Source organism: Pseudomonas sp. (assembly GCF_048269965.1).
GTDB lineage: Bacteria > Pseudomonadota > Gammaproteobacteria > Pseudomonadales > Pseudomonadaceae > Aquipseudomonas.
The window spans coordinates 134,014-154,780 of sequence record NZ_JBLWTV010000002.1 but is presented as its reverse complement, the minus strand read 5'-3'; the positions used below and the strand labels follow the sequence as shown (position 1 = coordinate 154,780).

General features: G+C 62.5%; 20 protein-coding genes. 3 read left to right on the top strand and 17 right to left on the bottom strand.

Going from position 1 to position 20,767, the window contains the following annotated elements; genetic code table 11:
• Nucleotides 1-167: 167 nt before the first annotated feature.
• The 3 genes from lafA (at nt 168) to ACN0X6_RS03030 (ending at nt 2,685) form a co-directional block, all read left to right on the top strand.
• Entirely contained in the window at nt 168-1,046 is an 879-nt protein-coding gene (gene lafA, locus ACN0X6_RS03040; protein WP_160016941.1) for a lateral flagellin LafA, read from the top strand.
• 338 nt (nt 1,047-1,384) lie between these two features.
• On the top strand, nt 1,385-2,221 hold the full coding sequence (locus tag ACN0X6_RS03035) for a winged helix-turn-helix domain-containing protein (RefSeq protein ID WP_417702008.1): 837 nt from the start codon (nt 1,385-1,387) through the stop codon (nt 2,219-2,221).
• A complete protein-coding gene (locus ACN0X6_RS03030; protein ID WP_417702007.1) occupies nt 2,218-2,685 on the top strand; it encodes a hypothetical protein in 468 nt (155 codons plus the stop codon). Before ACN0X6_RS03035 ends, ACN0X6_RS03030 begins: the two co-directional genes overlap by 4 nt.
• A 17-nt stretch (nt 2,686-2,702) precedes the next feature.
• On the opposite strand, the gene ACN0X6_RS03025 is transcribed toward ACN0X6_RS03030, so the two are convergent.
• The 17 genes from ACN0X6_RS03025 to ACN0X6_RS02945 all read right to left on the bottom strand — a co-directional run bounded on the left by ACN0X6_RS03025 (nt 2,703) and on the right by ACN0X6_RS02945 (nt 20,675).
• On the bottom strand, nt 2,703-3,644 hold the full coding sequence (locus ACN0X6_RS03025; protein ID WP_417702005.1) for a flagellar motor protein MotB: 942 nt from the start codon (nt 3,642-3,644) through the stop codon (nt 2,703-2,705).
• Nucleotides 3,641-4,513 carry a flagellar motor stator protein MotA gene (motA, locus tag ACN0X6_RS03020; RefSeq protein WP_021487573.1) on the bottom strand — a complete coding sequence of 291 codons (873 nt, stop codon included), beginning with the start codon at nt 4,511-4,513 and terminating at the stop codon, nt 3,641-3,643. The genes ACN0X6_RS03025 and motA overlap by 4 nt, the downstream gene beginning before the upstream one ends.
• Before the next feature lies 1 nt (nt 4,514).
• Entirely contained in the window at nt 4,515-5,249 is a 735-nt protein-coding gene (locus ACN0X6_RS03015) for a FliA/WhiG family RNA polymerase sigma factor (RefSeq protein ID WP_417702003.1), read from the bottom strand.
• Between the two features lie 11 nt (nt 5,250-5,260).
• Nucleotides 5,261-5,731, bottom strand: coding sequence for a flagellar basal body-associated FliL family protein (locus ACN0X6_RS03010; protein ID WP_417702001.1), 471 nt, complete (start codon nt 5,729-5,731; stop codon nt 5,261-5,263).
• 28 nt (nt 5,732-5,759) lie between these two features.
• Nucleotides 5,760-6,848, bottom strand: a complete 1,089-nt coding sequence (locus ACN0X6_RS03005; protein ID WP_417701999.1) for a flagellar hook-length control protein FliK — start codon at nt 6,846-6,848, stop codon at nt 5,760-5,762.
• Between the two features lie 3 nt (nt 6,849-6,851).
• Complete coding sequence (locus ACN0X6_RS03000; protein WP_417701998.1) at nt 6,852-7,169, bottom strand: hypothetical protein; 318 nt, start codon at nt 7,167-7,169, stop codon at nt 6,852-6,854.
• Nucleotides 7,153-7,551, bottom strand: a complete 399-nt coding sequence (gene fliS, locus ACN0X6_RS02995) for a flagellar export chaperone FliS (protein ID WP_017676447.1) — start codon at nt 7,549-7,551, stop codon at nt 7,153-7,155. Before fliS ends, ACN0X6_RS03000 begins: the two co-directional genes overlap by 17 nt.
• The gene (fliD, locus tag ACN0X6_RS02990) at nt 7,551-8,846 is read right to left on the bottom strand and encodes a flagellar filament capping protein FliD (RefSeq protein WP_417701996.1); all 1,296 of its coding nucleotides are present in this window, start codon (nt 8,844-8,846) and stop codon (nt 7,551-7,553) included. Before fliD ends, fliS begins: the two co-directional genes overlap by 1 nt.
• Nucleotides 8,847-9,285: 439 nt before the next feature.
• Complete coding sequence (locus ACN0X6_RS02985) at nt 9,286-10,182, bottom strand: peptidoglycan DD-metalloendopeptidase family protein (RefSeq protein WP_417701994.1); 897 nt, start codon at nt 10,180-10,182, stop codon at nt 9,286-9,288.
• Between the two features lie 204 nt (nt 10,183-10,386).
• Nucleotides 10,387-11,295 carry a response regulator gene (locus ACN0X6_RS02980; protein WP_417701992.1) on the bottom strand — a complete coding sequence of 303 codons (909 nt, stop codon included), beginning with the start codon at nt 11,293-11,295 and terminating at the stop codon, nt 10,387-10,389.
• A 135-nt stretch (nt 11,296-11,430) separates the two neighbouring features.
• Nucleotides 11,431-12,159, bottom strand: coding sequence for a phosphate signaling complex protein PhoU (gene phoU / locus ACN0X6_RS02975; protein ID WP_072423651.1), 729 nt, complete (start codon nt 12,157-12,159; stop codon nt 11,431-11,433).
• Between the two features lie 82 nt (nt 12,160-12,241).
• A complete protein-coding gene (gene pstB / locus ACN0X6_RS02970) occupies nt 12,242-13,075 on the bottom strand; it encodes a phosphate ABC transporter ATP-binding protein PstB (protein ID WP_417701990.1) in 834 nt (277 codons plus the stop codon).
• 66 nt (nt 13,076-13,141) lie between these two features.
• Nucleotides 13,142-14,758, bottom strand: a complete 1,617-nt coding sequence (gene pstA, locus ACN0X6_RS02965) for a phosphate ABC transporter permease PstA (RefSeq protein ID WP_417702329.1) — start codon at nt 14,756-14,758, stop codon at nt 13,142-13,144.
• Between the two features lie 217 nt (nt 14,759-14,975).
• Nucleotides 14,976-17,261 carry an ABC transporter permease subunit gene (locus tag ACN0X6_RS02960; protein WP_417701988.1) on the bottom strand — a complete coding sequence of 762 codons (2,286 nt, stop codon included), beginning with the start codon at nt 17,259-17,261 and terminating at the stop codon, nt 14,976-14,978.
• Between the two features lie 165 nt (nt 17,262-17,426).
• Nucleotides 17,427-18,392: a PstS family phosphate ABC transporter substrate-binding protein gene (locus tag ACN0X6_RS02955; RefSeq protein WP_160018527.1), complete on the bottom strand. Its 966-nt coding sequence runs from the start codon at nt 18,390-18,392 to the stop codon at nt 17,427-17,429.
• Nucleotides 18,393-19,342: 950 nt separating this feature from the next.
• Nucleotides 19,343-19,777: a ferritin-like domain-containing protein gene (locus tag ACN0X6_RS02950; RefSeq protein WP_417701986.1), complete on the bottom strand. Its 435-nt coding sequence runs from the start codon at nt 19,775-19,777 to the stop codon at nt 19,343-19,345.
• A 67-nt stretch (nt 19,778-19,844) separates the two neighbouring features.
• On the bottom strand, nt 19,845-20,675 hold the full coding sequence (locus ACN0X6_RS02945; RefSeq protein WP_417701984.1) for a BON domain-containing protein: 831 nt from the start codon (nt 20,673-20,675) through the stop codon (nt 19,845-19,847).
• Nucleotides 20,676-20,767 lie beyond the last annotated feature (92 nt).

The window sequence follows — 20,767 nt, the reverse complement described above, 5'->3', positions numbered from 1 at the left end:
GCCGCGCGCACCACGAGTCGCCAGCGCACCCTACGCAGGACAGCCCGTACCAGCGCCGCAGGTGCAAAAAAATCCTCAGCGCCATTTAATCAGCGCCATAAGCCGGTCGCCCTTCACTTACAGCAGGCAATCACAGCCAGCTTCACTCAACTGAAGGAATTATCATCATGGCTCTGTCGATTCATACCAACTACTCCTCGCTGATCACCCAGACCAACCTGGGCAAGACCAACAACGCCCTGAGCACCAACCAGCAGCGTCTGGGCACTGGCCTGCGCATCAACTCCGCTGCCGACGACGCCGCCGGCCTGCAGATCGCTACCCGTCTGAACGCCCAGTCGCGCGGCATGGACGTGGCCATGCGCAACACCAGCGACGCAGTATCGCTGCTGCAGACCGCCGAAGGCGCCTTCAGCGAAATGACCGATATCGTTCAGCGCATGAAAGACCTCGCCACCCAGTCCTCCAACGGCACCAACGCCCAGGCTGACCGTGACGCCCTGCAAGCCGAATACGACGAGCTGGGTAAAGAACTGGCCAACATCATGACCAACACCAGCTACGCTGGCGACGCCCTGTTCGGTCTTGACGGTGCTACCGGCAAGTTCGGTGCCGCCGCCGTGACCTTCCAGATCGGCGCCACCACTGCCGAAACCCTGGAACTGGACGCCACGACTCAGTCCGCTGCCCTGGGTACTGCCCTGGACGGCCTGTCCAGCAACTACACCACCCCAGGCACTGCCGGTACCGAAATCGCCACCGCCGCTGGCGCCAACACCATGATCGATACCATCAACACCGCTCTGGACGACATTGGCGCCATGCGTGCCGCCTTCGGTGCCAACATCAACCGCCTGAACCACACCGCCAACAACCTGGCCAACATGAAGGACAACACCGACATGGCCAAGGGTCGCATCATGGATGCCGACTTCGCCAAGGAAAGCGCCAACATGAGCAAGAACTCCATGCTGATGCAGTCGGGCATCTCCATGCTCAAGCAAGCCGGCCAGATGCCGGGCATGGTCATGTCCCTGCTGGGCTGATACCGCGTCATCCAGGCGCAAAGGATTGCGCCGATCCCCCAACGCCTCGCACCCGCGGGGCGTTTCTCGTTGCGCCCCATCCCGCCCTATCAGGAACATTGATCAACTGTCATCAAACCGAGACATGATCGATACGGCTTCGGCGAATCTCGGCGATATCGTCGACTTCACCCGCAGACTGGCTAGTATTGAGTGATCGCCCCCAGCGAACGGCAACCTGCCTCCAGCAACAAGCAGCTGGCACAAGACTTGCCAGTGCATTCCCCTGGCGCCAGAATGCTGACCGTCTATCGTCGGGAAATTTCCCGCATGGAATTGCCGCTCGCCTCAAGGACCGCATGAACACCAGCCCCGAAACGCCGCTAGCCGAGCCGGAAAGCAACATTACGTGTCTGATCATCAGGACCGGGCGCAGCGATTGTTACGCGCACTTCTACCCGGCGCTGTATCAGCTGACCCTGGTAAAGAGCGGCATCGAAGAAAAGATCGATCTTGGCTACTCCGGCAGCCGCCTGCTCGAGCGTTTGCTGCAGGAGCCCGGCGAAGTGGTTGCGCGCGAGGAACTGATGAGCCACGCCTGGGCCGATCGGATTGTCGGCCAGGGCAGCCTCAACCAGCAGATCTACACCCTGCGCCAGGTGCTGGGCGACGAAAAGAGCCGCGAGATCATCCAGACCCTGCCGCGCCGCGGCTATCTGCTGAACCCCAACTATCTGGTCTATCCGCCGAGCATCGACGACATCGGCGCAGTCAGCGAAAACCTCGATACGCCGGCGCCGCCGCCAGCCTTTCTGCGCCGCCACAGCCGTCAGCGGGCATCCTGGCTGATGCTGCTGAGCCTGTTCAGCATCGTCGGTATCGCCTTGTTCACGGCGCTGTACACGATCAGCCAGCCCGAAGACCTGCACAGCAGCGAAATGAACCTGGGCTCACTGCAGGTACGCTACATCGATCAGGATCCGCACAAACTGCAGCAACTGATTCTGCAGACTCACGGCCTGACCAGCAGGCTTACGGTACTGGCCAGCAAACCGGCCAATCTGGTACTGAGCCTGCGTGGCGGTTTCTATGAACTGCTGTGCCTGCAGGTCAATGGTGGTGCACGCTCGCTGATGTTGCACGAAAGCCAGCTGGATCAGGTGGCCGATGCCCAACTGAGCAGGTGCCTGCCATGAGCCAGAGCAAACAGTGCGGCATCAGCGGCGGCTGGTTGCTGACCATGCTCGCCACGGCCCTGGCGATGCTGCTCGGCATGCTCGTGCTGTGGCTGAATTTCATTTCCAGCGCCGAGCTCGACGGCCGTTACCAGTCCAGCGGGCAGGTTCATCTGAGCAACGGTCAGGTCCTGGAGATCAGCCACAGCCTGCAGGTCAACCATGGTCGTTTCTATGCCATGACCCGGCAGGGCGACAGCATCCTGGAGACCTCGGGGGTCGTGGAGTACGGCTTCCTCGGCAATTACCGGCTGCGCGTCGAAGACGGCCAGGTCACCGGCCTGGCCAGCGAAGTCGACGACGAACTGGTGTTCAACCTGCTCTACGGCCGACACAAGGGTTCGACCATTCGCCTGACCCGCCTCGATGGCTGCCTCTATGCGCTGGAGACTCGACAGGTCTACTGCCGCACGCAGCGTCTGTAAACTCCCAACGACCCACATCACGAGTCCGGCGCACTGAGCTGCGCCCCCTCGGCGCGGTACTCCACACGCACCTGGGCCTCGCCGAACAACTCGCGGTACAGGCCTTCGGCCTGACTGGTCAGCAACAGCAGCTCGATACGTCGATTGGCACCGTTCTCCGGGTCATTCGGCAACAAGGGCATGCCATCCGCCTGAGCGGTGACCTGCAGTACGGCGCTGGGCGACAGACCGGCCTCGACCATCACGTTGCGCGCGCGCAGTGCGCGGTCGCCGGACAGGTTCCAGTTGTTGTAGCCACCGACGACACCACGATAAGGGGTGGCATCGGTGTGGCCGCTGATGATCAGGTGATTGTCGACCTTGACCAGAATGGCGGCCAGGCGCTCGAGCAGCCTGGCGAAATGCGGGTCCAGTCGCGCACTGCCACGGCTGAACATGAAACGCTGGGCATCGTCCTTGATCAGGATGCGCAGGCCCTGCGGCACCACCTGCACTTCGATGTTGGCCTCGGCATCCAGCTGCAGCGCCAGCGCCTCCATCAGCTTGGCCAGATCCTGCATCTGCTGCGACTCGGCATAGTGCGGCCGGCGGGCTGGCCCCGGCTGGCCATCGCCCAGCTCCGCGCCGGGATCTTCCTCGGGGGTGCGAGCCTGGTTTTCCCGATCCTGGCGCGGGCTGACCTGCACCGGCACACCATCGAGGTCCAGCGGCGTGGTGCTGGTGCCATCGAAGATGCCGGCACCGCCATCGACCAGCGGATTGTTCAGCATGTCGGCATTGGCGCGGCTGGCGTCCTGGGTCTGCGGCTGGATGATCCACAGCACCATGAACAGCGCCATCATGGCCATGGTGAAGTCGGCGAAGGCTACCTTCCAGGCACCGCCATGCCCGTCGTGGCCACCCTTCTTGCTACGACGCTTGATAATGATTTCATGGCCTTCACCGGCACGCGGTTTCATGCCGCGTCCCTTTCATCTTCGTAACGGTTGACCCAGATCTCGAGCTGTTTGAATGCCGGTTTGACGTCCTGCTCGATCAGCTTGCGTCCGGCGTCCACCGCCAGCAGCGTGGGTTTGCCGGCGACGTGCGCGACCAGGGTGGTGCGCACGCATTCGAGTGCCGACATCTCGGTCTTGATGCACTGGCCCATGGCGCTGGACAGCGGGTCCATCACGCAATAGCACATGAAGATGCCGAGGAAAGTGCCCACCAGTGCGGCGGCGACATGGGCGCCGATCTCGGCCACCGAACCACCGATGTTACCCATAGTGATGACGATGCCGAGGATCGCCGCGAGGATGCCGAAACCCGGCATCGCCTCACCGATCTTGTGCAGCGAGCGCGACGGCTGCATCAGCACGTGTTCCATGGCCTCCAGTTCCTGCTCGAGGAAGCCTTCGAGTTCGTGGGCGCTGATCTTGCCCATGGCCATCAGCCGGAAGTTGTCGGCGATGAAAGCCATCAGGTTCTTCTCCTGACGGATCAGCGGGTACTTGGCGAACAGCTCGCTCTGCTCGGGCTCCTCGATATGCGCGTCGAGCACCTTGAGGCCACCGACATCGACCATCTCCAGCAACTCATAGAGCAGCATCAACAGCTGGCGCTGAAATTCCTCGCCGCGTTTCTTGTAAACGAACACGCCTTTGATCTGATGCAGCATCTCGATCAGCACGTCCTTGGGGTTGGCCACCACCAGAGCACCAAAGCCCGCCCCGACGATGATGATCACCTCGGCCGGCTGCCACAGCATGGCCAACTCACCATGGGCCATGACGTAGCCACCGAGCACGCAGGCGACGATGATCAATGCACCTAATAACTTCTGCACCCTAGCCTCTCTCGTTCAGGTAGCGACTGGCCTTGGCGATCGCCTGCTTGCTCAACTGGCAGACGCGCGCGTCGCTCAGCTCCAGCACCAGGGCGATTTCCTTGAGGCTCAGCTCATGTTGGTAGTAAAGGGTCAGCACCAGTCGTTCGCGTTCGCTGAGCTGGCTCAGCGCCTGAGTCAGCAGGCGCTCCTTGAGCACGCGGTCCTCGACCGCACTGCTGCCACAGGCGAAGCCCTCGTGACCGTTCTGCAGCAACTCATCGAGGCTTTCGATGGCCTCACAGGCATCGGCCTGGAGAAACTCCTGGTAATCCTTGCTACTGATCCCGGCCGCCTGGAGGATCTCTTCCTCCTGCGGCACACGACCCAGTTGCCGCGCCAACTGGCGAATGGCGTCGCGGATCCTGTGGGTCTGCTGGCGCACCTGGCGTGGGCGCCAGTCCTGGCGGCGCAGCTCGTCGAGAATCGCGCCACGGATGCGCAGCGCGGCGAAGCGACCGAACTGCTCATCCGGGGTGCCATAGCGGCGCAGGCATTCGAGCAGCCCCATCAGGCCGATCTGCTCCATGTCTTCGCGGTCGAGCACCTGATTGGCCTGCAACGCCAGCTGACTGACGATGCGCTTGACCAGCGGCAGGTACTGCAACAACCACTTCTGCTCGGCCCCTGGGGCGAACAGCGCAGCTCCGCCCTGTTCGGCAGCGTAGCGATAGTCAATGGCGCAGTTGGCGTTCATGGCGACGGTACCTACTGGACGATCAGTTTGCTGACCAGCACATTGGCGAACGGCATCGCCAGCTTCTTGCTGGCGAAGTCATCGAACAGCGCGCTTTCCAGCGTGCCCTGCAGCTCTGGAATGGGCATGCCGCGCAGCGTCTCGAAGGTCATGGCAGACAGGTGGGCGACCACCGAATTGCGCACCATCGGGTCGATCTGCTCGAGCTTCTTCGGGTCGGTTTCGAGGTCGGCCTGCAACACCAGGTCGAGCACGAAGTAATGCTCACGGTTTTCGCCCTTCAGGCTGACGATGACCTTCTCGATGGGGAAGAAGCGGTATTCGCTGGTCGCCTCCTCCGCCTCAGCGCCGCCGGCAGGCAGGCCGAGCACTGGCTGGCCCGACTGCATCGAACGCAGCGTCGCGTAGTTGAAGACGGTGCCGCCGATCACCACCAGGGTGTTGAAGATAAGCAGCAGCAGGATGATGCGCGGCATGGTCATGGTTGATTCTCGATCCACTTGCAAAGGGTTAAACGGTGACCAGCACGTCGCTGGTGGAATTCGGGTTGCCGCGCTCGCTGGTCGGCGTGATGAGGCTGGCGGCCTGCACCGGCTCTTCGCCCTGCCAGGCCTGGCGTGGCTGGCCTTGCTGGCGACCGCCCTGAGCATCGGCGGAGACCTGCACGTTGACCTGCACGAAGTTCTGCCCGACCAGTTCCTGACGCAGACGCTCGCTGGTCTGCTGCAACAGGCGGGCGACATCGGCGTTGGCAGCCGAGAGCTGCACACTGAGGCGGCCGGACTCATGGCTGAGGAAAATTTCCAGGCTGCCCAACTCCGGCGGGTCGAGGCGGATGGTGGCGTTCTGTATGCGCTGATTGATCTGCAGCTCTACATGCTCGCGCAAGCTGGCCAGCATCTGCTCGCCCCACTGTGTCTGTGGCGCATGCAGCTTGAGCGGGCGCTCGGCAGTCAGTGGCGTAGCAGGCGCCGCAGAGGAAGTCGCGGGGCCGGGAATCGCTTTATCTGCATCCGTGCCGGCACTCGCCAGGCGCTCGAGATCGCTCGTCTCGATGCTTTCACTCGCCAGCGCTGGCGCGGCCGTCTGTATCGCAATCTCGGCTGCCACCTGCGGCACGGGCGCCGCTACCTGGGACGACAGCGATTGCTGGCTGGGCGCTGGAACACTTGCGCTATGCGCTGGCTGGGCTGGCGACTGCTCACGCGGCTGCGGCTGCGGCTGCATCTGCGCCTGGCCGAGGAGCTCGGCAGGCAACGCGGCAGCCTGCTCGACCTGCTCCGAGTCGTCCTGATGCACCTGTTCATGCAGCACCTGCTCAGGTGTTTCACGCGCCTCGATATGCACCGCCTGCTGGTCCAGCATGCTGGCCAGCCACTGTTCGGCATCCGCTTCGCTGAGGGTGACCTTGACGGCCGTGACATCTTCACTCAGCGCTGCCCCTGGCTCGGCGGCGGTGAAGCCCTGCACGGCCATCTGCAGATCGAACGGCGGCGTCTCACCGCCAGCGCGCAGGGCCTGGGCAAAACCGGCCGGCAGGGTTTGCCCGGCGGCGTCCGTCAGGTTCACCTGAGCATTGGCATTGATCAGTTGCAGCACCTTTTATCTCCCACCTTGATACAGATCGACGCGCATGTATGCGCTGCGCCCTTCGGCGTATTCCAGGTGCGTCAGCAGCAGCCGACGCACCCGCTCGCACTCTTCGGCGCAGGCGCTACGCGCCTGTCCGTGCAACTGCTGCAACTGCCCCTTGGCCTCGCGTACCTCGTCGCTCAGGCCGGGCATCCCGGCCAGCAACTGCAGGCAGGAGCGGATCAGCCCATCGATCTCACCGATACGCGTCCAGTCAGCCTGCTCCAGCGCCTGCGCCAACTGCGCGTGCAGTTGCTGCAGCGCACGCAGTTCACTTGCGCGTTGCATTCACGCCTTCCCAGCCTTCGCGCAGCACACCGAGCAGGCCGACCACTTCATCCAACCCCTCCAGCGACAGGCTGACGCTGACATCGGAGAGGCGATAGATGCAGTAGTCGTAGAGCCGCGCCAGGCCCTGCACCAACTCGCCGCCGTTCTCGTAATCGAGGGCACCATTGAGGCCGCCGAGGATGTTCAGGCACTTCTCCAGGGATTGGCCCTTCTGCTGGTAACGCTTGGCCTCGATATGACCACGGGCACGCGCCAGCTCATCGAGCAGGCCGTCGAACAGCACCAGCACCAGTTCGTAAGGCGAGGCCGCAGCGGCACGCGCCTCGAGGTCCACGGTGCGGTAGCTGTCGTAACTTTCGTTGAGGTTGTAGGCACTCATCAGAACATTCCGTAGGTCTGTTCCATCGCCGCCATGGTCTGCATGAGACCGGTGTACTGACGGAGATAGCGGGCGTAGTAGGAGTCGTATTGCTTCTGGATGGTGTCGAACTGCTGATCGACACGGCGCAGCTGGGAGTTGAGGGTGTCCTTGCGATTGCTCAGCAGCCCGCCAGCACTGCTGGTGTAGACCGCCAGATTCTTGTCCAGGGTATCGAGCAGGTTGCCCTTGTCGGTGAACAGCTTCTCGAAGCCTTCCGGGTTGGCTGCCACGGCCTTCTCGAAGCGGGCGTTGTCGATGGTCAGCTTGCCGTTGCGGTCGGCGACGATGCCGAACTCGGTGAGGCTCACACCGCCAAACGGGCTGCGCACCAACTGGTTGAGCATGGTCTCGATGGCGCGCACGCTGGCATCGCCAGCCAGAGGCCCGCGACCGCCGCTCTCGCCACCGCTGGAGGTGAGCGAGTCGAAACTGGTCATCAGGGCATTGAAGGCGCTGACGAAGGTCTGCGTCTTCTCCTTGGTGGCTTTCTGGTCCTGGCCGATTTCCATGGTCAGCGGCGCGTCACCGCTCTTGTGCGCCTTGCTGAAGGTCAGGCTGACGCCATCGATGATGTTGTCGAAGGTGTTGCTGGTGCTGGTCAGTTCGATACCGGTCTCGCCACCCAGGCGCACGATGGCATCCTTGGCGACCGACAGCTCCTGCCGGCCGGCCACCGCCCCTTCGACCGCAGCATTGCCACTGGCACTCAGGCTGATGGCCTGGTCGGCGCCGGTCTTCTCACTGGTCAGCACCAGGTTGACCTGGCCATTGCTGCGCACCAGGGTCGCCTTGACGCCATTGTTGTCGGTCGCACCGTTGATGGCTGCGGCCAGTTCGTCGAGCGTGGCGACGGCGCCGAGATCGACATTGAACGCGTCGCCGCCCTGGCCGATGGTCAGGCTGCCGCTACCGAGGTCGCCGTCCTGCAGCCCTTGCAGGGCAACCTGGCTCTTGCTGGCCAATTGCTGAACGAAAAAGTCGTAACTGCCGGCCACGGCCTTGGAGCCCACCGTAGCGCTGGCATAACCCTCCTGGCTGAAGCTCGCACTGTTGACCAGCATGCTGCTGCCGGCCAGCTTGAGCCCGCTGGCAGCCGTCTTGAAGGCCTTCAGCGCGGTATCCAGGCTGGTCAGGGCACCGAGCTGCGCCTGGTATGCGGCCTGGTTGCGGTTGGCCTTGGCCAACTGGCCCTGAACTTCGTATTGGGCCAGTTGGGTCGCCATGCTTTGAACGTAATCTGAATCGATAGCCATAGTCGGACACCCGTTTTCCTGTGAGATAGCAATAGCGATGCCAACAGCTGAAACCCTTGATTTAGAGGGCTCTAGGCATTCCGCCAGGTGAAAGATCCTTTCCGCCTGCACACTGATCAACGACGAGCGGAAGGCCAACTTCCGCCTGCGTCGCGCAGACGGCGGACGTACCGATTACAAAGGCGACAGCACAGGGGGGTGACTTAAGGAAATGCCTCAGGGAGCGTTCGGCGCGTCGATGGCAAACCGCAGGCGCAGGCGCGGTGCACCCTACCGATTACCGCGCGTACCGATGAACCTCTGAAGTGCGCGCATCCCCGTAGGGTGCGCCATGCGCACCGGCAGTACTGCGCAACAACGGAAACCCCAGCAATGCGCGAGCGCGACAGGGTTGCGCCGGGATTTTCGGGGGAGCGCGCAGCCGGCAGGCTTTATCGCGCTATTCGCCGCCGACGGCGAAGTTCGGCAGGCTGTTGACCGGCTGACGGAAGTTGAAGGGAATGGACTCGACGGCCAGACCGACGTTGCGCTGCACCACGAAATGCAGGTGCGGACCGGTGCTGTTGCCGGTGTTGCCGGAACGCGCCAAGCGGCTGCCGGTTTCCACCCGCTGGCCTTCACGCACGGCGACCGAACCCTTCATCAGGTGCAGGTAAACGCCCATGGTGCCGTCGTCATGCAGGATGCGCACGAAGTTGCCGGCCGGATTGTTGCCACGGCCGCTCTGCCGGTTCTCGGTCTTCACCACCACACCACCGCGTGCGGCGACGATGGGCGTGCCCTCGGGCATGGCGATGTCCACCGCATAGCGGCCCTTGGGGGTGAAATGGCTGTAGGTGCCATTGGCACCCTGGGTCTGACGGAACGGGCCGCCGCGCCAGGGCAGCGGATAACGGTGGATGCTCGGCTGCAGACGCGGATCACCGAGGGCGTAGCGCAACCTGGGCTTGTAGCGCAGCGGCTTGGAGGCGTCCTGCGGGGCGAGGGTGGCCAGGCGGATATTGCTGCGCGGTGGCAGCACCCAGCGAATCGGCTTGTCCGGCGCACCGACGGCGTTCTGTACCTGCTCCAGTTTCAGTTCGATTTCCACCGGGGCGTACAGGTCATTGCGAATCAGCAGGGTCTCACCGGCTTCGTGCTTCTTGGTTTCCAGCTTCACCTGATTGTCCAGGCGCTCGACCATGCGGTCGTTGAACACGAACACCTGCGCGCCAGGCGCAGCCTGGTCGCTATAGGTCACCACGCCGTTCTTGTCGACGTACTTGTAGATGGTCAGCGCAGCGGCCTGGCCGCAAAAGGCCAACAGACTGCAGAGAATAATCAGACGCCCTAGCATAACGACTCGGATCTTATGGCTTTTTGATATCCGGGTTAGCAAGACTAGCAGCGCGGCCCGGTGCGCGCGAGACACCGACCGCCAGGCTGTGAACCGGCTCACCGCCGTCGGTCGGGTAGCCACCGTCGACGCTGCAAACGCTGTGGTGGGTTGCACCCGCCCTACCGGGCTGCCGGGCGGATGAAACCAACGCGCACGTGCCGTTCAGGCACCGGGGCTGAAATGCTTCTGGGCGGTGCCACGGGCGATCAGCCGCGACAGGTAGTCGAGCTTCTGCGGGTCGCGGTCGACGAAGCGAAAAGTCAGTTGCAGCCATTCACTGTCGGGCTTGGGTTCGAATGCCGCCACCGCGTGCAGGTAGCCATTGAGCCGCGCGGTTTCCGCGGCTTCGCCCTGTTCCAGGTCGAGCACCGCACTCTCCAGCACCTGCGGCAGCTGCTCGGTGCGCTTGACCACCAGCAGTGCCTCCTTGAGGCTCAGCGCCTTGATCACGCAGGCCATGCTACCTGCCGGTAAACGCAGCTGCCCCTGACCACGACCGGCCGGCGACTTGCTTGCGGCGGCCGGGGCAGGGGCGACACTCGGCGCAGCAGGGGCGGCAGATGCCGGCGCGGGCGGGCTGCTCTTCACGACCTCGGCCTTGCCACCGGTGAGTGCGGCCAGCGAGTCGTTGGCGAAGCCACCCGTGCTCAGCATCTTCGGCGGCGCACTGGACATCAGCGCCTGCAGCTTGCCGGCCCGCTGCAGGGCCTTTTTGACCTTGGTCACCAGCTGTTCGTTGGAAAATGGCTTGCCGATGTAGTCGGAAACACCGGCCTGGATCGCCTGCACCACGTTCTCCTTGTCGCCACGGCTGGTCACCATGATGAAGGGCGTGGTTTTCAGGTTGTCCTGCTCGCGGCACCAGGTCAGCAGTTCGAGGCCGGACATCTCCGGCATTTCCCAGTCGCAGAGGATCAGGTCGACCACCTGACGGCTCAACATCTGCTGGGCCTTGCGGCCATTGATCGCTTCCTCGATCTGTACGCCGGGGAAATTATCGCGCAGCCCTTTCTTGACCAGATCACGGATAAAGGTCGCGTCATCCACCACCAGCACACTGACTTTGCTCATCGGCCACTCCTGTACGAATGGCAGTAAGCATAGTCATGGCCAGTGGCCTAAGGCCAACGGAAAACGCCAGACGCGCAACAAATCGCGCAAACGAAACGGCCCGGGAAGTCCCGGGCCGTCAGCACGAAGCAGGCGTCAGTCGTTGGACTTGCCCTCGACCTCTTCACGCATGCGGGTCAGGCCGATGTGGCGCACATCGGTGCCACGCACCAGATAGATCACCAGTTCGGCGATGTTGCGCGCATGATCGCCGATGCGCTCCAGCGAGCGCAGCGCCCAGATCACGTTGAGCACGCGGGAGATCGAACGCGGATCTTCCATCATGTAGGTGACCAGCTCGCGCAGCGCGGTCTTGTACTCGCGGTCGACGGTCTTGTCGTACTGCGCCACCGACAGGGCCAGGTCCGCATCGAATCGGGCGAAGGCGTCCAGCGCCTCCTGCACCATTTTGCGCACCTGATCGCCGATATGACGAACCTCGACATAGCCACGCGGCGACTCACCCTCTTCACACAGCTGGATGGCGCGCTTGGCGATCTTGGTGGATTCGTCACCAATGCGCTCGAGGTCGATCACCGACTTGGAGATGCTGATGATCAGACGCAGATCGGAAGCCGCCGGCTGGCGACGGGCGAGGATGCGCACGCATTCCTCGTCGATGTTGCGCTCCATCTGGTTGATCTGGTCGTCGATCTCACGCACCTGCTGGGCCAGGCCGGAGTCGGCCTCGATCAGCGCGGTGACGGCGTCGTTGACCTGCTTTTCCACCAGGCCGCCCATGGCCAGCAGGTGGCTGCGCACTTCTTCCAGCTCGGCGTTGAACTGCTGGGAGATATGCTGGGTAAGGTTGTCTTTGTTGATCATGTTTCGCTCCGCGAAAGCTGCAAGTAGGGTGCGCCGTGCGCACCGGCCCTTTGGTGCGCTCAGCGCACCCTACGGGATCAGCTCAACCATAACGACCGGTGATGTAGTCCTCGGTCTGCTTCTTGGCCGGGTTGGTGAACAGCGTGTCGGTATCACCGAACTCGATCAGCTTGCCCATGTACATGAACGCGGTGTAGTCGGAGACGCGCGCCGCCTGCTGCATGTTGTGGGTAACGATGACGATGGTGTACTTGCTCTTGAGCTCGTAGATCAGCTCTTCGACCTTCAGCGTGGAGATCGGGTCGAGCGCCGAGCAGGGTTCGTCGAGCAGCAGCACTTCCGGCTGCACCGCCACAGTACGGGCGATGACCAGACGCTGCTGCTGACCACCGGACAGACCGAGTGCCGAGTCGTGCAGACGGTCCTTGACCTCGTCCCACAGCGCCGCGCTCTTCAGGGCCCATTCCACGGCCTCATCAAGCACGCGCTTGCTGTTGATGCCCTGGATGCGCAGGCCATACACCACGTTCTCGTAGATGCTCTTGGGGAAGGGGTTGGGCTTCTGGAACACCATGCCGACACGGCGACGCAGCTCGGCCACGTCCTCGCCCTTGCGGTAGATGTTGCGCCCGTCGATGTTGATTTCGCCTTCCACGCGGCAACCATCGACCAGGTCGTTCATGCGGTTGAAGGTACGCAGCAGGGTCGACTTGCCGCAGCCGGACGGGCCGATGAAGGCAGTCACGCGCTGCTTGGGGATATCCATCTTGACGTCGAACAGCGCCTGCTTCTCGCCGTAATACAGGTTCAGACCCGGTACTTCGATAGCCGTGGTCTCGTTGGCCAGGCTGAGGCTCTGCTTGTCGCGGCCGAGGGCGGCCATATCGATGCCGTGGGTATGGGTTTCGTGTTGCATAAACTCACTCCGTTCGTAGCTACAAGCTGCAAGCTGCGCGCCAGCGGCGCGCGACTCGTAGCTGCGTTAGTGATCCAGCGCCTTGTACTTCTCGCGCAGGTGGTTACGGATATAGACCGCAGTCAGGTTGAGCAGGGCGATAACGATCACCAGCAGCAGCGCCGTGGCGTACACCAGCGGGCGCGCAGCCTCGACGTTGGGGCTCTGGAAGCCGACGTCGTAGATGTGGAAGCCCAGGTGCATGATCTTCTGGTCCAGGTGCAGGTAAGGGTAGTTGCCGTTGAGCGGCAGACTCGGCGCCAGTTTCACCACACCCACCAGCATCAGCGGCGCCACCTCGCCAGCGGCACGTGCCACGGCGAGAATCAGGCCGGTCATCATCGCCGGGCTGGCCATCGGGATGACTACCTTCCACAGCGTCTCGGCCTTGGTCGCGCCGAGCGCCAGCGAACCTTCGCGCACTGCACGCGGAATACGCGCCAGGCCTTCCTCGGTGGCGACGATGACCACCGGCAGGGTCAGGATCGCCAAGGTCAGCGAGGCCCACATCAGACCTGGCGTGCCGAAGGTCGGCGCCGGCGCGGACTCGGGGAAGAACAGGCTGTCGATCGAGCCACCCAGCACATAGACGAAGAAGCCCAGGCCAAACACGCCGTAGACGATCGAAGGTACGCCGGCCAGGTTGTTCACCGCGATGCGGATCACCCGGGTCAGCGGACCCTGATGCGCGTATTCACGCAGATAGACCGCAGCGATCACGCCGAACGGGGTGACGATCACCGCCATCAGCATGACCATCAGTACGGTGCCAAAGATCGCCGGGAAGATCCCGCCTTCAGTGTTGGCTTCACGCGGCTCGTCGCTGACGAACTCCCACAGCTTCATGACGTAGAAACCGAGCTTGTCGAAAGTACCCATGGCATTCGGGCGGAAGGCCCGCACCACCTTGCCCAGAACGATATCGCTCTCGCGGCCGTCGCTGACACGCACGGTCATGCTGTCGCGGTTGAACTGCTGATAGAGCTCGACAATCTGCGCTTCCAGCACCTTGTAGTCGGCATCCAGTGCGGCACGGCGCTGATCCAGGGCGGCCTGGGCAGCGGCATCCAGCTTGCCCTGCAACTCCAGCTTGCGCCCCTCCAGACGGATTCGCTCGATGCCGTGATTGATCCGGCCAATGTCCTTCTTCTCCAGACGCGACAACTGAGCATGCAACTGATCAACACGCTCGATGCGCTTCTGCAGTTCGGTCCAGGCCGCTTCACCTTCGGCGACTATCTGGCCGTTCTCTTTGACGTTGACCAGGTAGCCATACATGTTGCCCCACTCACGGCGCTCCACCACCATCAGCTCGGCAGGAGTGCGCGGGTTGCTCAGCCATTCGCCGATCACCCAGCTAAAGTCGGCACCAAACAGTTCACGGTTGCCCACCTTAAGCAACTCACGGGTCATGAACTCGCCGCCTTCCTCGGCCACCGGCATACCGGCAGCTGCCAGGCGCGCGCGCGGCACTTCCTCGATCTGGGTGATCTCACCAGCCATCACCCGGGCTTCCTGGCCAGGCACTTGGTAGTCGGCCTCGATCACGTCGGCCGGCCAGAAGTGGCCCAGGCCACGGGTGGCGATGACCATCAGCAGGCCCAGGGTCATGATGATGGCGATGGCAACCGCGCCACCACTCATCCATACGCCCGGGGCGCCGCTCTTGTACCAGGACTTCAGGTTGTTCTGTTTCACGGCATCACACCTTGAATGAAATCATTCTTTACCTCCCCTCTCCCGCAAGCGGGAGAGGGGTCGGGGCAGAGGGTCCGTGCTGTTCACGCTACCCTCTCCCGCCCTGCGGGCACCCCCTCCCGGAGGGAGAGAGTCATCAGTTGGCCTGCTGCGCAGGCATGTCTTACAGGCTTGAGTACTTGACTCGCAGTCGCTGACGAATCAGCTCGGCCAGAGTGTTCATCACGAAAGTGAACATCAGTAGCACCAGCGCGGCGAGGAACAGCACGCGGTAGTGGGTTCCGCCGACTTCCGACTCGGGCATTTCCACAGCGACGTTAGCGGCCAGGGTACGCATGCCCTCGAAGATGTTGATATCCATGATCGGCGTATTGCCGGTGGCCATCAGCACGATCATGGTCTCGCCCACCGCACGGCCCATGCCGATCATCAGCGCCGAGAAGATACCGGGGCTGGCAGTCAGGATCACCACGCGGGTCAGGGTCTGCCAGGGCGTCGCGCCGAGCGCCAGAGAGCCGAAGGTCAGACTCTTCGGCACGCTGAACACAGCATCCTCGGCAATCGAGTAGATGTTCGGGATCACCGCGAAGCCCATGGCCAGGCCGACCACCAGAGCGTTGCGCTGGTCGAAGGGAATCCCCAGGTCATTGGTCAGCCACAGGCGCATGTTGCCCTCGAACAGCCAATTTTCCAGATGACCGCTCATGCTCAAGGAAATCCAGCCCACAGCGATCACCACCGGGATCAACAGCGCAGCCTCCCAGCCTTCGGGCACGCGGTGGCGAATGCTCTCGGGCAGCTTGGTCCACAGGAAGCCGGTGAGCAGAATGCCGACAGGGGTCAGCAACAACAGGCTGAAGATGCCGGGTAAGTGGTTTTCCAGGAACGGGGCGAGGAACAGGCCGGCGAAGAAACCGAGAATTACCGTCGGGAGGGCCTCCATCAGCTCGATCACCGGCTTGACCTTGGTGCGCATGCGCGGCGCCATGAAGTAGGCGGTGTAGATCGCCGCGGCGATGGCCAACGGAGCGGCCAGCAGCATGGCGTAGAACGCTGCCTTGAGGGTACCGAAGGCCAGCGGCGACAGGCTCAGCTTGGATTCGAAGTCGGTGTTGGCGGAGGTCGACTGCCAGACGTAATCCGGCTCCGGGTAGCTTTCATACCAGACCTTGCCCCACAGCGAACTCCAGGAAATTTCCGGGTGCGGGTTATCCACCACGAAACGCTGCAGCGTGCCGTCCGACTCGACCAGCACACGACTGGCGCGCGGCGACAGGGCGGCAATGGCGCTGCCTTCGGCGACCTGCTGCTTGAGTAGAGTGCGGTGCGCAGTGCTGTGGAAAATGCCCAGCTGGCCGTCGGCATCCAGCGCCATGAAGCCCTTGCGACGCTCCTCGGGGAGAATCTGGGTGATGGCGCTGTTGCCCAACTGGAAGCTGCGCACCGGCTGGAAGGTCGATTTACCGTCCGCATCGCGCACCATGAACCACTGCTGGATACCGCCCTTGGCGTCGCCCAGCATGATGGAGATGCCGCCCAGCAGGCTGGTGGCGCTGGTGATGCGATTGGAGGCGTCCTTGAGCAGTTCGTAGCGACCGTTGAGGCTGCGCTTGCGCAGATCGAAGACGTCGGCGGTGGACTCGCCATTGATCACGTACAGCCACAGCTGGCGCGGATCGAGGATCAGCTCCTGGATGGGGTCGGCGATCTGCGGCAGGTTGATGCGATCTTCGCCGAGGCTGACCTCGCCGGTGAACAGGTTCTCTTCGCGGCTCAGCGCGATCAGGTGCAACTCGCTGCCGGTAGAGCCGGCCAGCATCAGGGTGCCGCTGTTGAGGTTCAGCGCCACATGCTCCAGAGGACGGCCCTGCGGGTCCAGCGCGATCGGCTGCTCACCGTAGGGAAAGTCGATCTGCGGCGCGATGGTGCGCACGTTGTCCGGGTAGGTCACCTTGTAGTTGTGTTGCAGCACCAGCACCTGGCCGTTGGACAGGCCAAGGGCGACGCGGCGACTGCCCGGCTGGTCCTGGCTGACAGAGGCGACGCTGACGCCTTCGGCCAGCGGCAACTGCACGCGGCTCATCGCCTCGCCGTTTTTCAGGTTGAAGAACTGTACGCCACCTGCACGGTCCAGGCGCATGGCCACCTGGTTCTGCTCTTCCATGGCCAGCAGCAGCGGCGCCTGCTCCTCGGCCAGCCAGGCCGGTTGCTGGGCCTTGCGCGGACTCATCTCGGCGCCCTGGAACATCGGCATCACCACATGGGCCAGGTAGAAGAAGATCAGGGTGATGGCGCCGAGCACAGCCAGGCCACCGATGGAGACATACCAGCGCGCCAGGCGATCCTTCAGCGCACGCAGGCGGCGCTTGCGTTGCAGGGCGGGGGTATTGAAGTCGATACCCAGGGGATTCTGTGATCGGTTCACGGATTCGTTTGCCAAGTCGTTCATGCGAGAAGTCTCTGCGCGGGCTTGATTGCAGCGCATGCGGCTGCCCAGGCTTGTCAATCTAACGGGCTTGTATGACAGAAAGGTTACAGCCAGCTGACATGACGAAGCCCGCCACTCCAAGGAGGGCGGGCCGCGTCGTTTACATCCTCTAGCGCGAAGCCAGGCTTACAGACCCAGTTCCTTCAGGGTCTTCTCGGCCACCTTGGCCGGCAGCGGGATGTAACCATCCTTCATCACCACTTCCTGACCCTGCTTGGACAGCATCAGCTTGATGAATTCGGCGTCCAGCGGGCTCAGGGCCTGGTTCGGCGCCTTGTTGACATAGACGTAGAAGAAGCGAGCCAGCGGGAACTTGCCAGCCAGAGCGTTCTCTTCGTTGGCCTCGAAGGCTTCACCACCCTTGGAAAGCGGTACGGCGCGGACGCTGGAGGTCTTGTAACCGATGCCCGAGTAACCGATGGCATTCAGGGTGCTGGAGATCGACTGCACCACCGAGGCCGAACCCGGCTGCTCGTTGACGTTGGACTTGAAGTCACCTTTGCACAGGGCTTCTTCCTTGAAGTAGCCGTAGGTGCCGGATACCGAGTTACGACCGAACAGCTGGATCGGCTTGCCAGCCCATTCGCCGGTCATGCCCAGATCACCCCAGGTGGTGATGTCCTTGGCGCCACCGCACAGACGGGTGCTGGAGAAGATCGCGTCAACCTGCTCGATGGACAGCGACTTGATCGGGTTGTCCTTGTGCACGAACACAGCCAGGGCATCGATGGCAACCGGCACGGCGGTCGGCTTGTAGCCGTACTTCTCTTCGAAGGCCTGGATTTCGCTGTCCTTCATCGGACGGCTCATCGGGCCCATGTTGGCAGTGCCTTCGGTCATTGCGGGTGGCGCAGTGGAAGAACCGGCGGCCTGGATCTGGATGTTGACGTTGGGGTAGTTCTTCTTGAACTCTTCTGCCCACAGGGTCATCAGGTTGGCCAGCGAATCGGAACCGACGCTGGACAGGTTGCCCGACACACCGGAAGTCTTTTCATAGGTCGGCAGAGCCGGGTCGACGGCGGCTACAGCAGATACGGCGCTTACGCCAGCGGCGGCGAAAGTCAGGGCCGCCATCAAACGCTTCAGTTTCATGCCTTGCTCCTAGCAGGATAGTGTTGGATGGAACGGGCCCAAGTATCTGCAGGCCACGTGACCACTCTATGAAACGAATGTGACAGTTAAATGAACGTCGACGAGTTTCGGTTGCGGCAGCGAAAAGGCGCTTCGGGTGGTTTGGGGAAAATGTGGGTGATACCGGACTGGCATGTTTGTGTGCGTATCGCTTACTGGCTTAGCACTATCCATTACCGAGTCCACTGAGCGTTTTGGTTGCGCCCCTTACGGGCGCCACACCTTGATTCGCTGCGCTCACCCTTCGGGCCAGCCTGCGGCTGTTACTGCGCTTCGCTACGTTTCTTTGCTTGCCCAAGAAAGGTGTGCCAAAGAAGGGCACCCCGACATCCGGGTTTCGCTGCGCGAAACTTGATTCGCTTTGCTCACCCTTCGGGCCAGCCTGTGGCTGTTACTTCGCTTCGCTGCGTTTCCTCGCTCCGGTGCCGCTCCGGGGGCCGGTTCGCGAGCTTGCGAAATCTTCGGAAGATCAAAGTCGGTAGCGTTTGGCTTTTGCTCTTCAACTGCGATGGTACAGACGACGCCCAAGTCCCCTTCAGGAGGCCGAGTGGAATCGCCACGTAAGGGGTTGAGCGACATGGATGTCGCGAGAGCCACGATGGGCCAGGGATGGCCCTTCGTGGCGTGCCCCTGGAGTGGTGATGGAGCGAGGGAACCCCGGCGCAGCCGGGGCCGGATGTCGGGGTGCCCTTCTCTTTGGTTACTTTCTCTTGGGCAAGCAAGAGAAAGTGACTCGCCCGTAAGGGGCGAAACCTAAACGTTCAGACGACGCGCTAACGGATAGTGCCAGCACCGAAAGCACACACTTATTTGCCGTCCGGTGTCAAGCGTACCCGCCCCGCGAAAATGCGAAGAACCAATAAAAAGCCCCCACACGCAGTGCGTGCAGGGCTTCATATGACGCGCGAGGATTACTGCATGTTCTGCTTCAGCGCCCGCATGCGGTCGTGACAAGCCCGCACCTTGGGCATTTCCACGGCCAGCAGCACACGAACGTCATTGTCCGCACTTTCCAGCGCATCTTCGAAGGCATGCAGAATGCGGTCTTCCGCTTCCTCCAGCTGCGCGACGTAGGTGGCGTCTTCATCCTTGGCCAGTGTCGCGCGGGTGTCAGCGTAGAACTGGCGCAGCTTGCCCAGCAGGGTGCCGCCAGCCGCCGGCTCGCTCTGGTTGGCCGCGACCTTGACGCTCAACGCATCGATCACTTCGGTCTTGGCGCGCACCATGTCGCGGAACAGCGCCTGCAGGCGGATATCCTTGACCTCTTCGTGGGCATGCTCGTAGAAGCGCTTGCCGTCACGGGTGATTTCGATCAGTTCATTGAGTTGTGCGGTCTTGCTGCTCATGGATTCACTCCTTGGCGATGGGACTTGCGAGATGGCAGCCGCTCCAGCGGCTGCGATGGATTGAAATTCAGCCGCTGATACGCAGGGCGTCGGCGTCGACACCACGCACACCACGGATGTTGCGAGCGATCTCGACTGCCAGGCGCTTCTCGGCACTGCTCAGCACGTTGCCACGCAGGCTGACCAGGCCGTCGTCGGTGTTCACCGCAATGTTCATGGCATCCAGGTTGCGGCTGGAGAGGAAGCTGGCCTTGACCTTGCTGGTGATCCAGCTGTCACTGATGTTCTCGCGCGCTTCGTCGAGTGTGGTTTGCACTTCGCTGCTACTGCTGTCGGCAGTGCTGATGCTGAGGTGGTTGAACACTTCACGCACGCCATCGGTATTGGCTGCCAGCTGGCCTGCCAACTCCTTGGCCGCCGGGGTTTGCGCATGACCACTGAGGGTGATGTTGCCGGTTTCGCTCTTGACCTGGATATCCAGGCCGCGAGTGTTGCTGTTCCACAGCAATTTGGATTTCACCGTGGCAGCCAGACTGGCGTCCTCCAGGCGCTGGACCATGCTGGGTGCAGCGCCCTCGATGGCGTCGCTGCTGACCTCGATGCGATTGTCCACCGAATCGATGCCATCTATGCTCAGCGCCACCTGCTCGGCCAGCTCCTTCTGAACCTCGCTCTCGACCTTGCCGCTGAGGGCGGCCTCACCGTCCTCCACATCGATATCGAGCTTGAAAGGGTTGAGGTGCCGGTTGAGCGCGAAGGCTGTCCAGATCGAACCTTCCTGGCGTGCCGCATCCAGCTGCGCTGACAGCTGGCCTTCGGCAGCGTGGCTGGCCACAGGCGCCAGACCAAGCATCAGGGCGGTGCCGGCGGCCACTAACAAAGGCTTGAACGGGGGCATGAGTTCACTCCTGTTCGTGAGACGATACAGGCAATATCGCAAGCCCCGCGCCAGCCACCACAACAAAATAAATTCGTTTAAAAACAAATAGT

Bases quoted from the DNA above. Each gene is read 5' to 3' on its own strand.
- lafA (WP_160016941.1), top strand. From the start codon at position 168: ATGGCTCTGTCGATTCATACCAACTACTCCTCGCTGATCACCCAGACC.
- ACN0X6_RS03035 (WP_417702008.1), top strand. From the start codon at position 1,385: ATGAACACCAGCCCCGAAACGCCGCTAGCCGAGCCGGAAAGCAACATT.
- ACN0X6_RS03030 (WP_417702007.1), top strand. From the start codon at position 2,218: ATGAGCCAGAGCAAACAGTGCGGCATCAGCGGCGGCTGGTTGCTGACC.
- ACN0X6_RS03025 (WP_417702005.1), bottom strand. From the start codon at position 3,644: ATGAAACCGCGTGCCGGTGAAGGCCATGAAATCATTATCAAGCGTCGT.
- ACN0X6_RS03015 (WP_417702003.1), bottom strand. From the start codon at position 5,249: ATGAACGCCAACTGCGCCATTGACTATCGCTACGCTGCCGAACAGGGC.
- ACN0X6_RS03010 (WP_417702001.1), bottom strand. From the start codon at position 5,731: ATGACCATGCCGCGCATCATCCTGCTGCTGCTTATCTTCAACACCCTG.
- ACN0X6_RS03000 (WP_417701998.1), bottom strand. From the start codon at position 7,169: ATGCAACGCGCAAGTGAACTGCGTGCGCTGCAGCAACTGCACGCGCAG.
- fliS (WP_017676447.1), bottom strand. From the start codon at position 7,551: ATGAGTGCCTACAACCTCAACGAAAGTTACGACAGCTACCGCACCGTG.
- fliD (WP_417701996.1), bottom strand. From the start codon at position 8,846: ATGGCTATCGATTCAGATTACGTTCAAAGCATGGCGACCCAACTGGCC.
- ACN0X6_RS02985 (WP_417701994.1), bottom strand. From the start codon at position 10,182: ATGCTAGGGCGTCTGATTATTCTCTGCAGTCTGTTGGCCTTTTGCGGC.
- ACN0X6_RS02980 (WP_417701992.1), bottom strand. From the start codon at position 11,295: ATGAGCAAAGTCAGTGTGCTGGTGGTGGATGACGCGACCTTTATCCGT.
- phoU (WP_072423651.1), bottom strand. From the start codon at position 12,159: ATGATCAACAAAGACAACCTTACCCAGCATATCTCCCAGCAGTTCAAC.
- pstB (WP_417701990.1), bottom strand. From the start codon at position 13,075: ATGCAACACGAAACCCATACCCACGGCATCGATATGGCCGCCCTCGGC.
- pstA (WP_417702329.1), bottom strand. From the start codon at position 14,758: ATGAGTGGTGGCGCGGTTGCCATCGCCATCATCATGACCCTGGGCCTG.
- ACN0X6_RS02960 (WP_417701988.1), bottom strand. From the start codon at position 17,261: ATGAACGACTTGGCAAACGAATCCGTGAACCGATCACAGAATCCCCTG.
- ACN0X6_RS02955 (WP_160018527.1), bottom strand. From the start codon at position 18,392: ATGAAACTGAAGCGTTTGATGGCGGCCCTGACTTTCGCCGCCGCTGGC.
- ACN0X6_RS02950 (WP_417701986.1), bottom strand. From the start codon at position 19,777: ATGAGCAGCAAGACCGCACAACTCAATGAACTGATCGAAATCACCCGT.
- ACN0X6_RS02945 (WP_417701984.1), bottom strand. From the start codon at position 20,675: ATGCCCCCGTTCAAGCCTTTGTTAGTGGCCGCCGGCACCGCCCTGATG.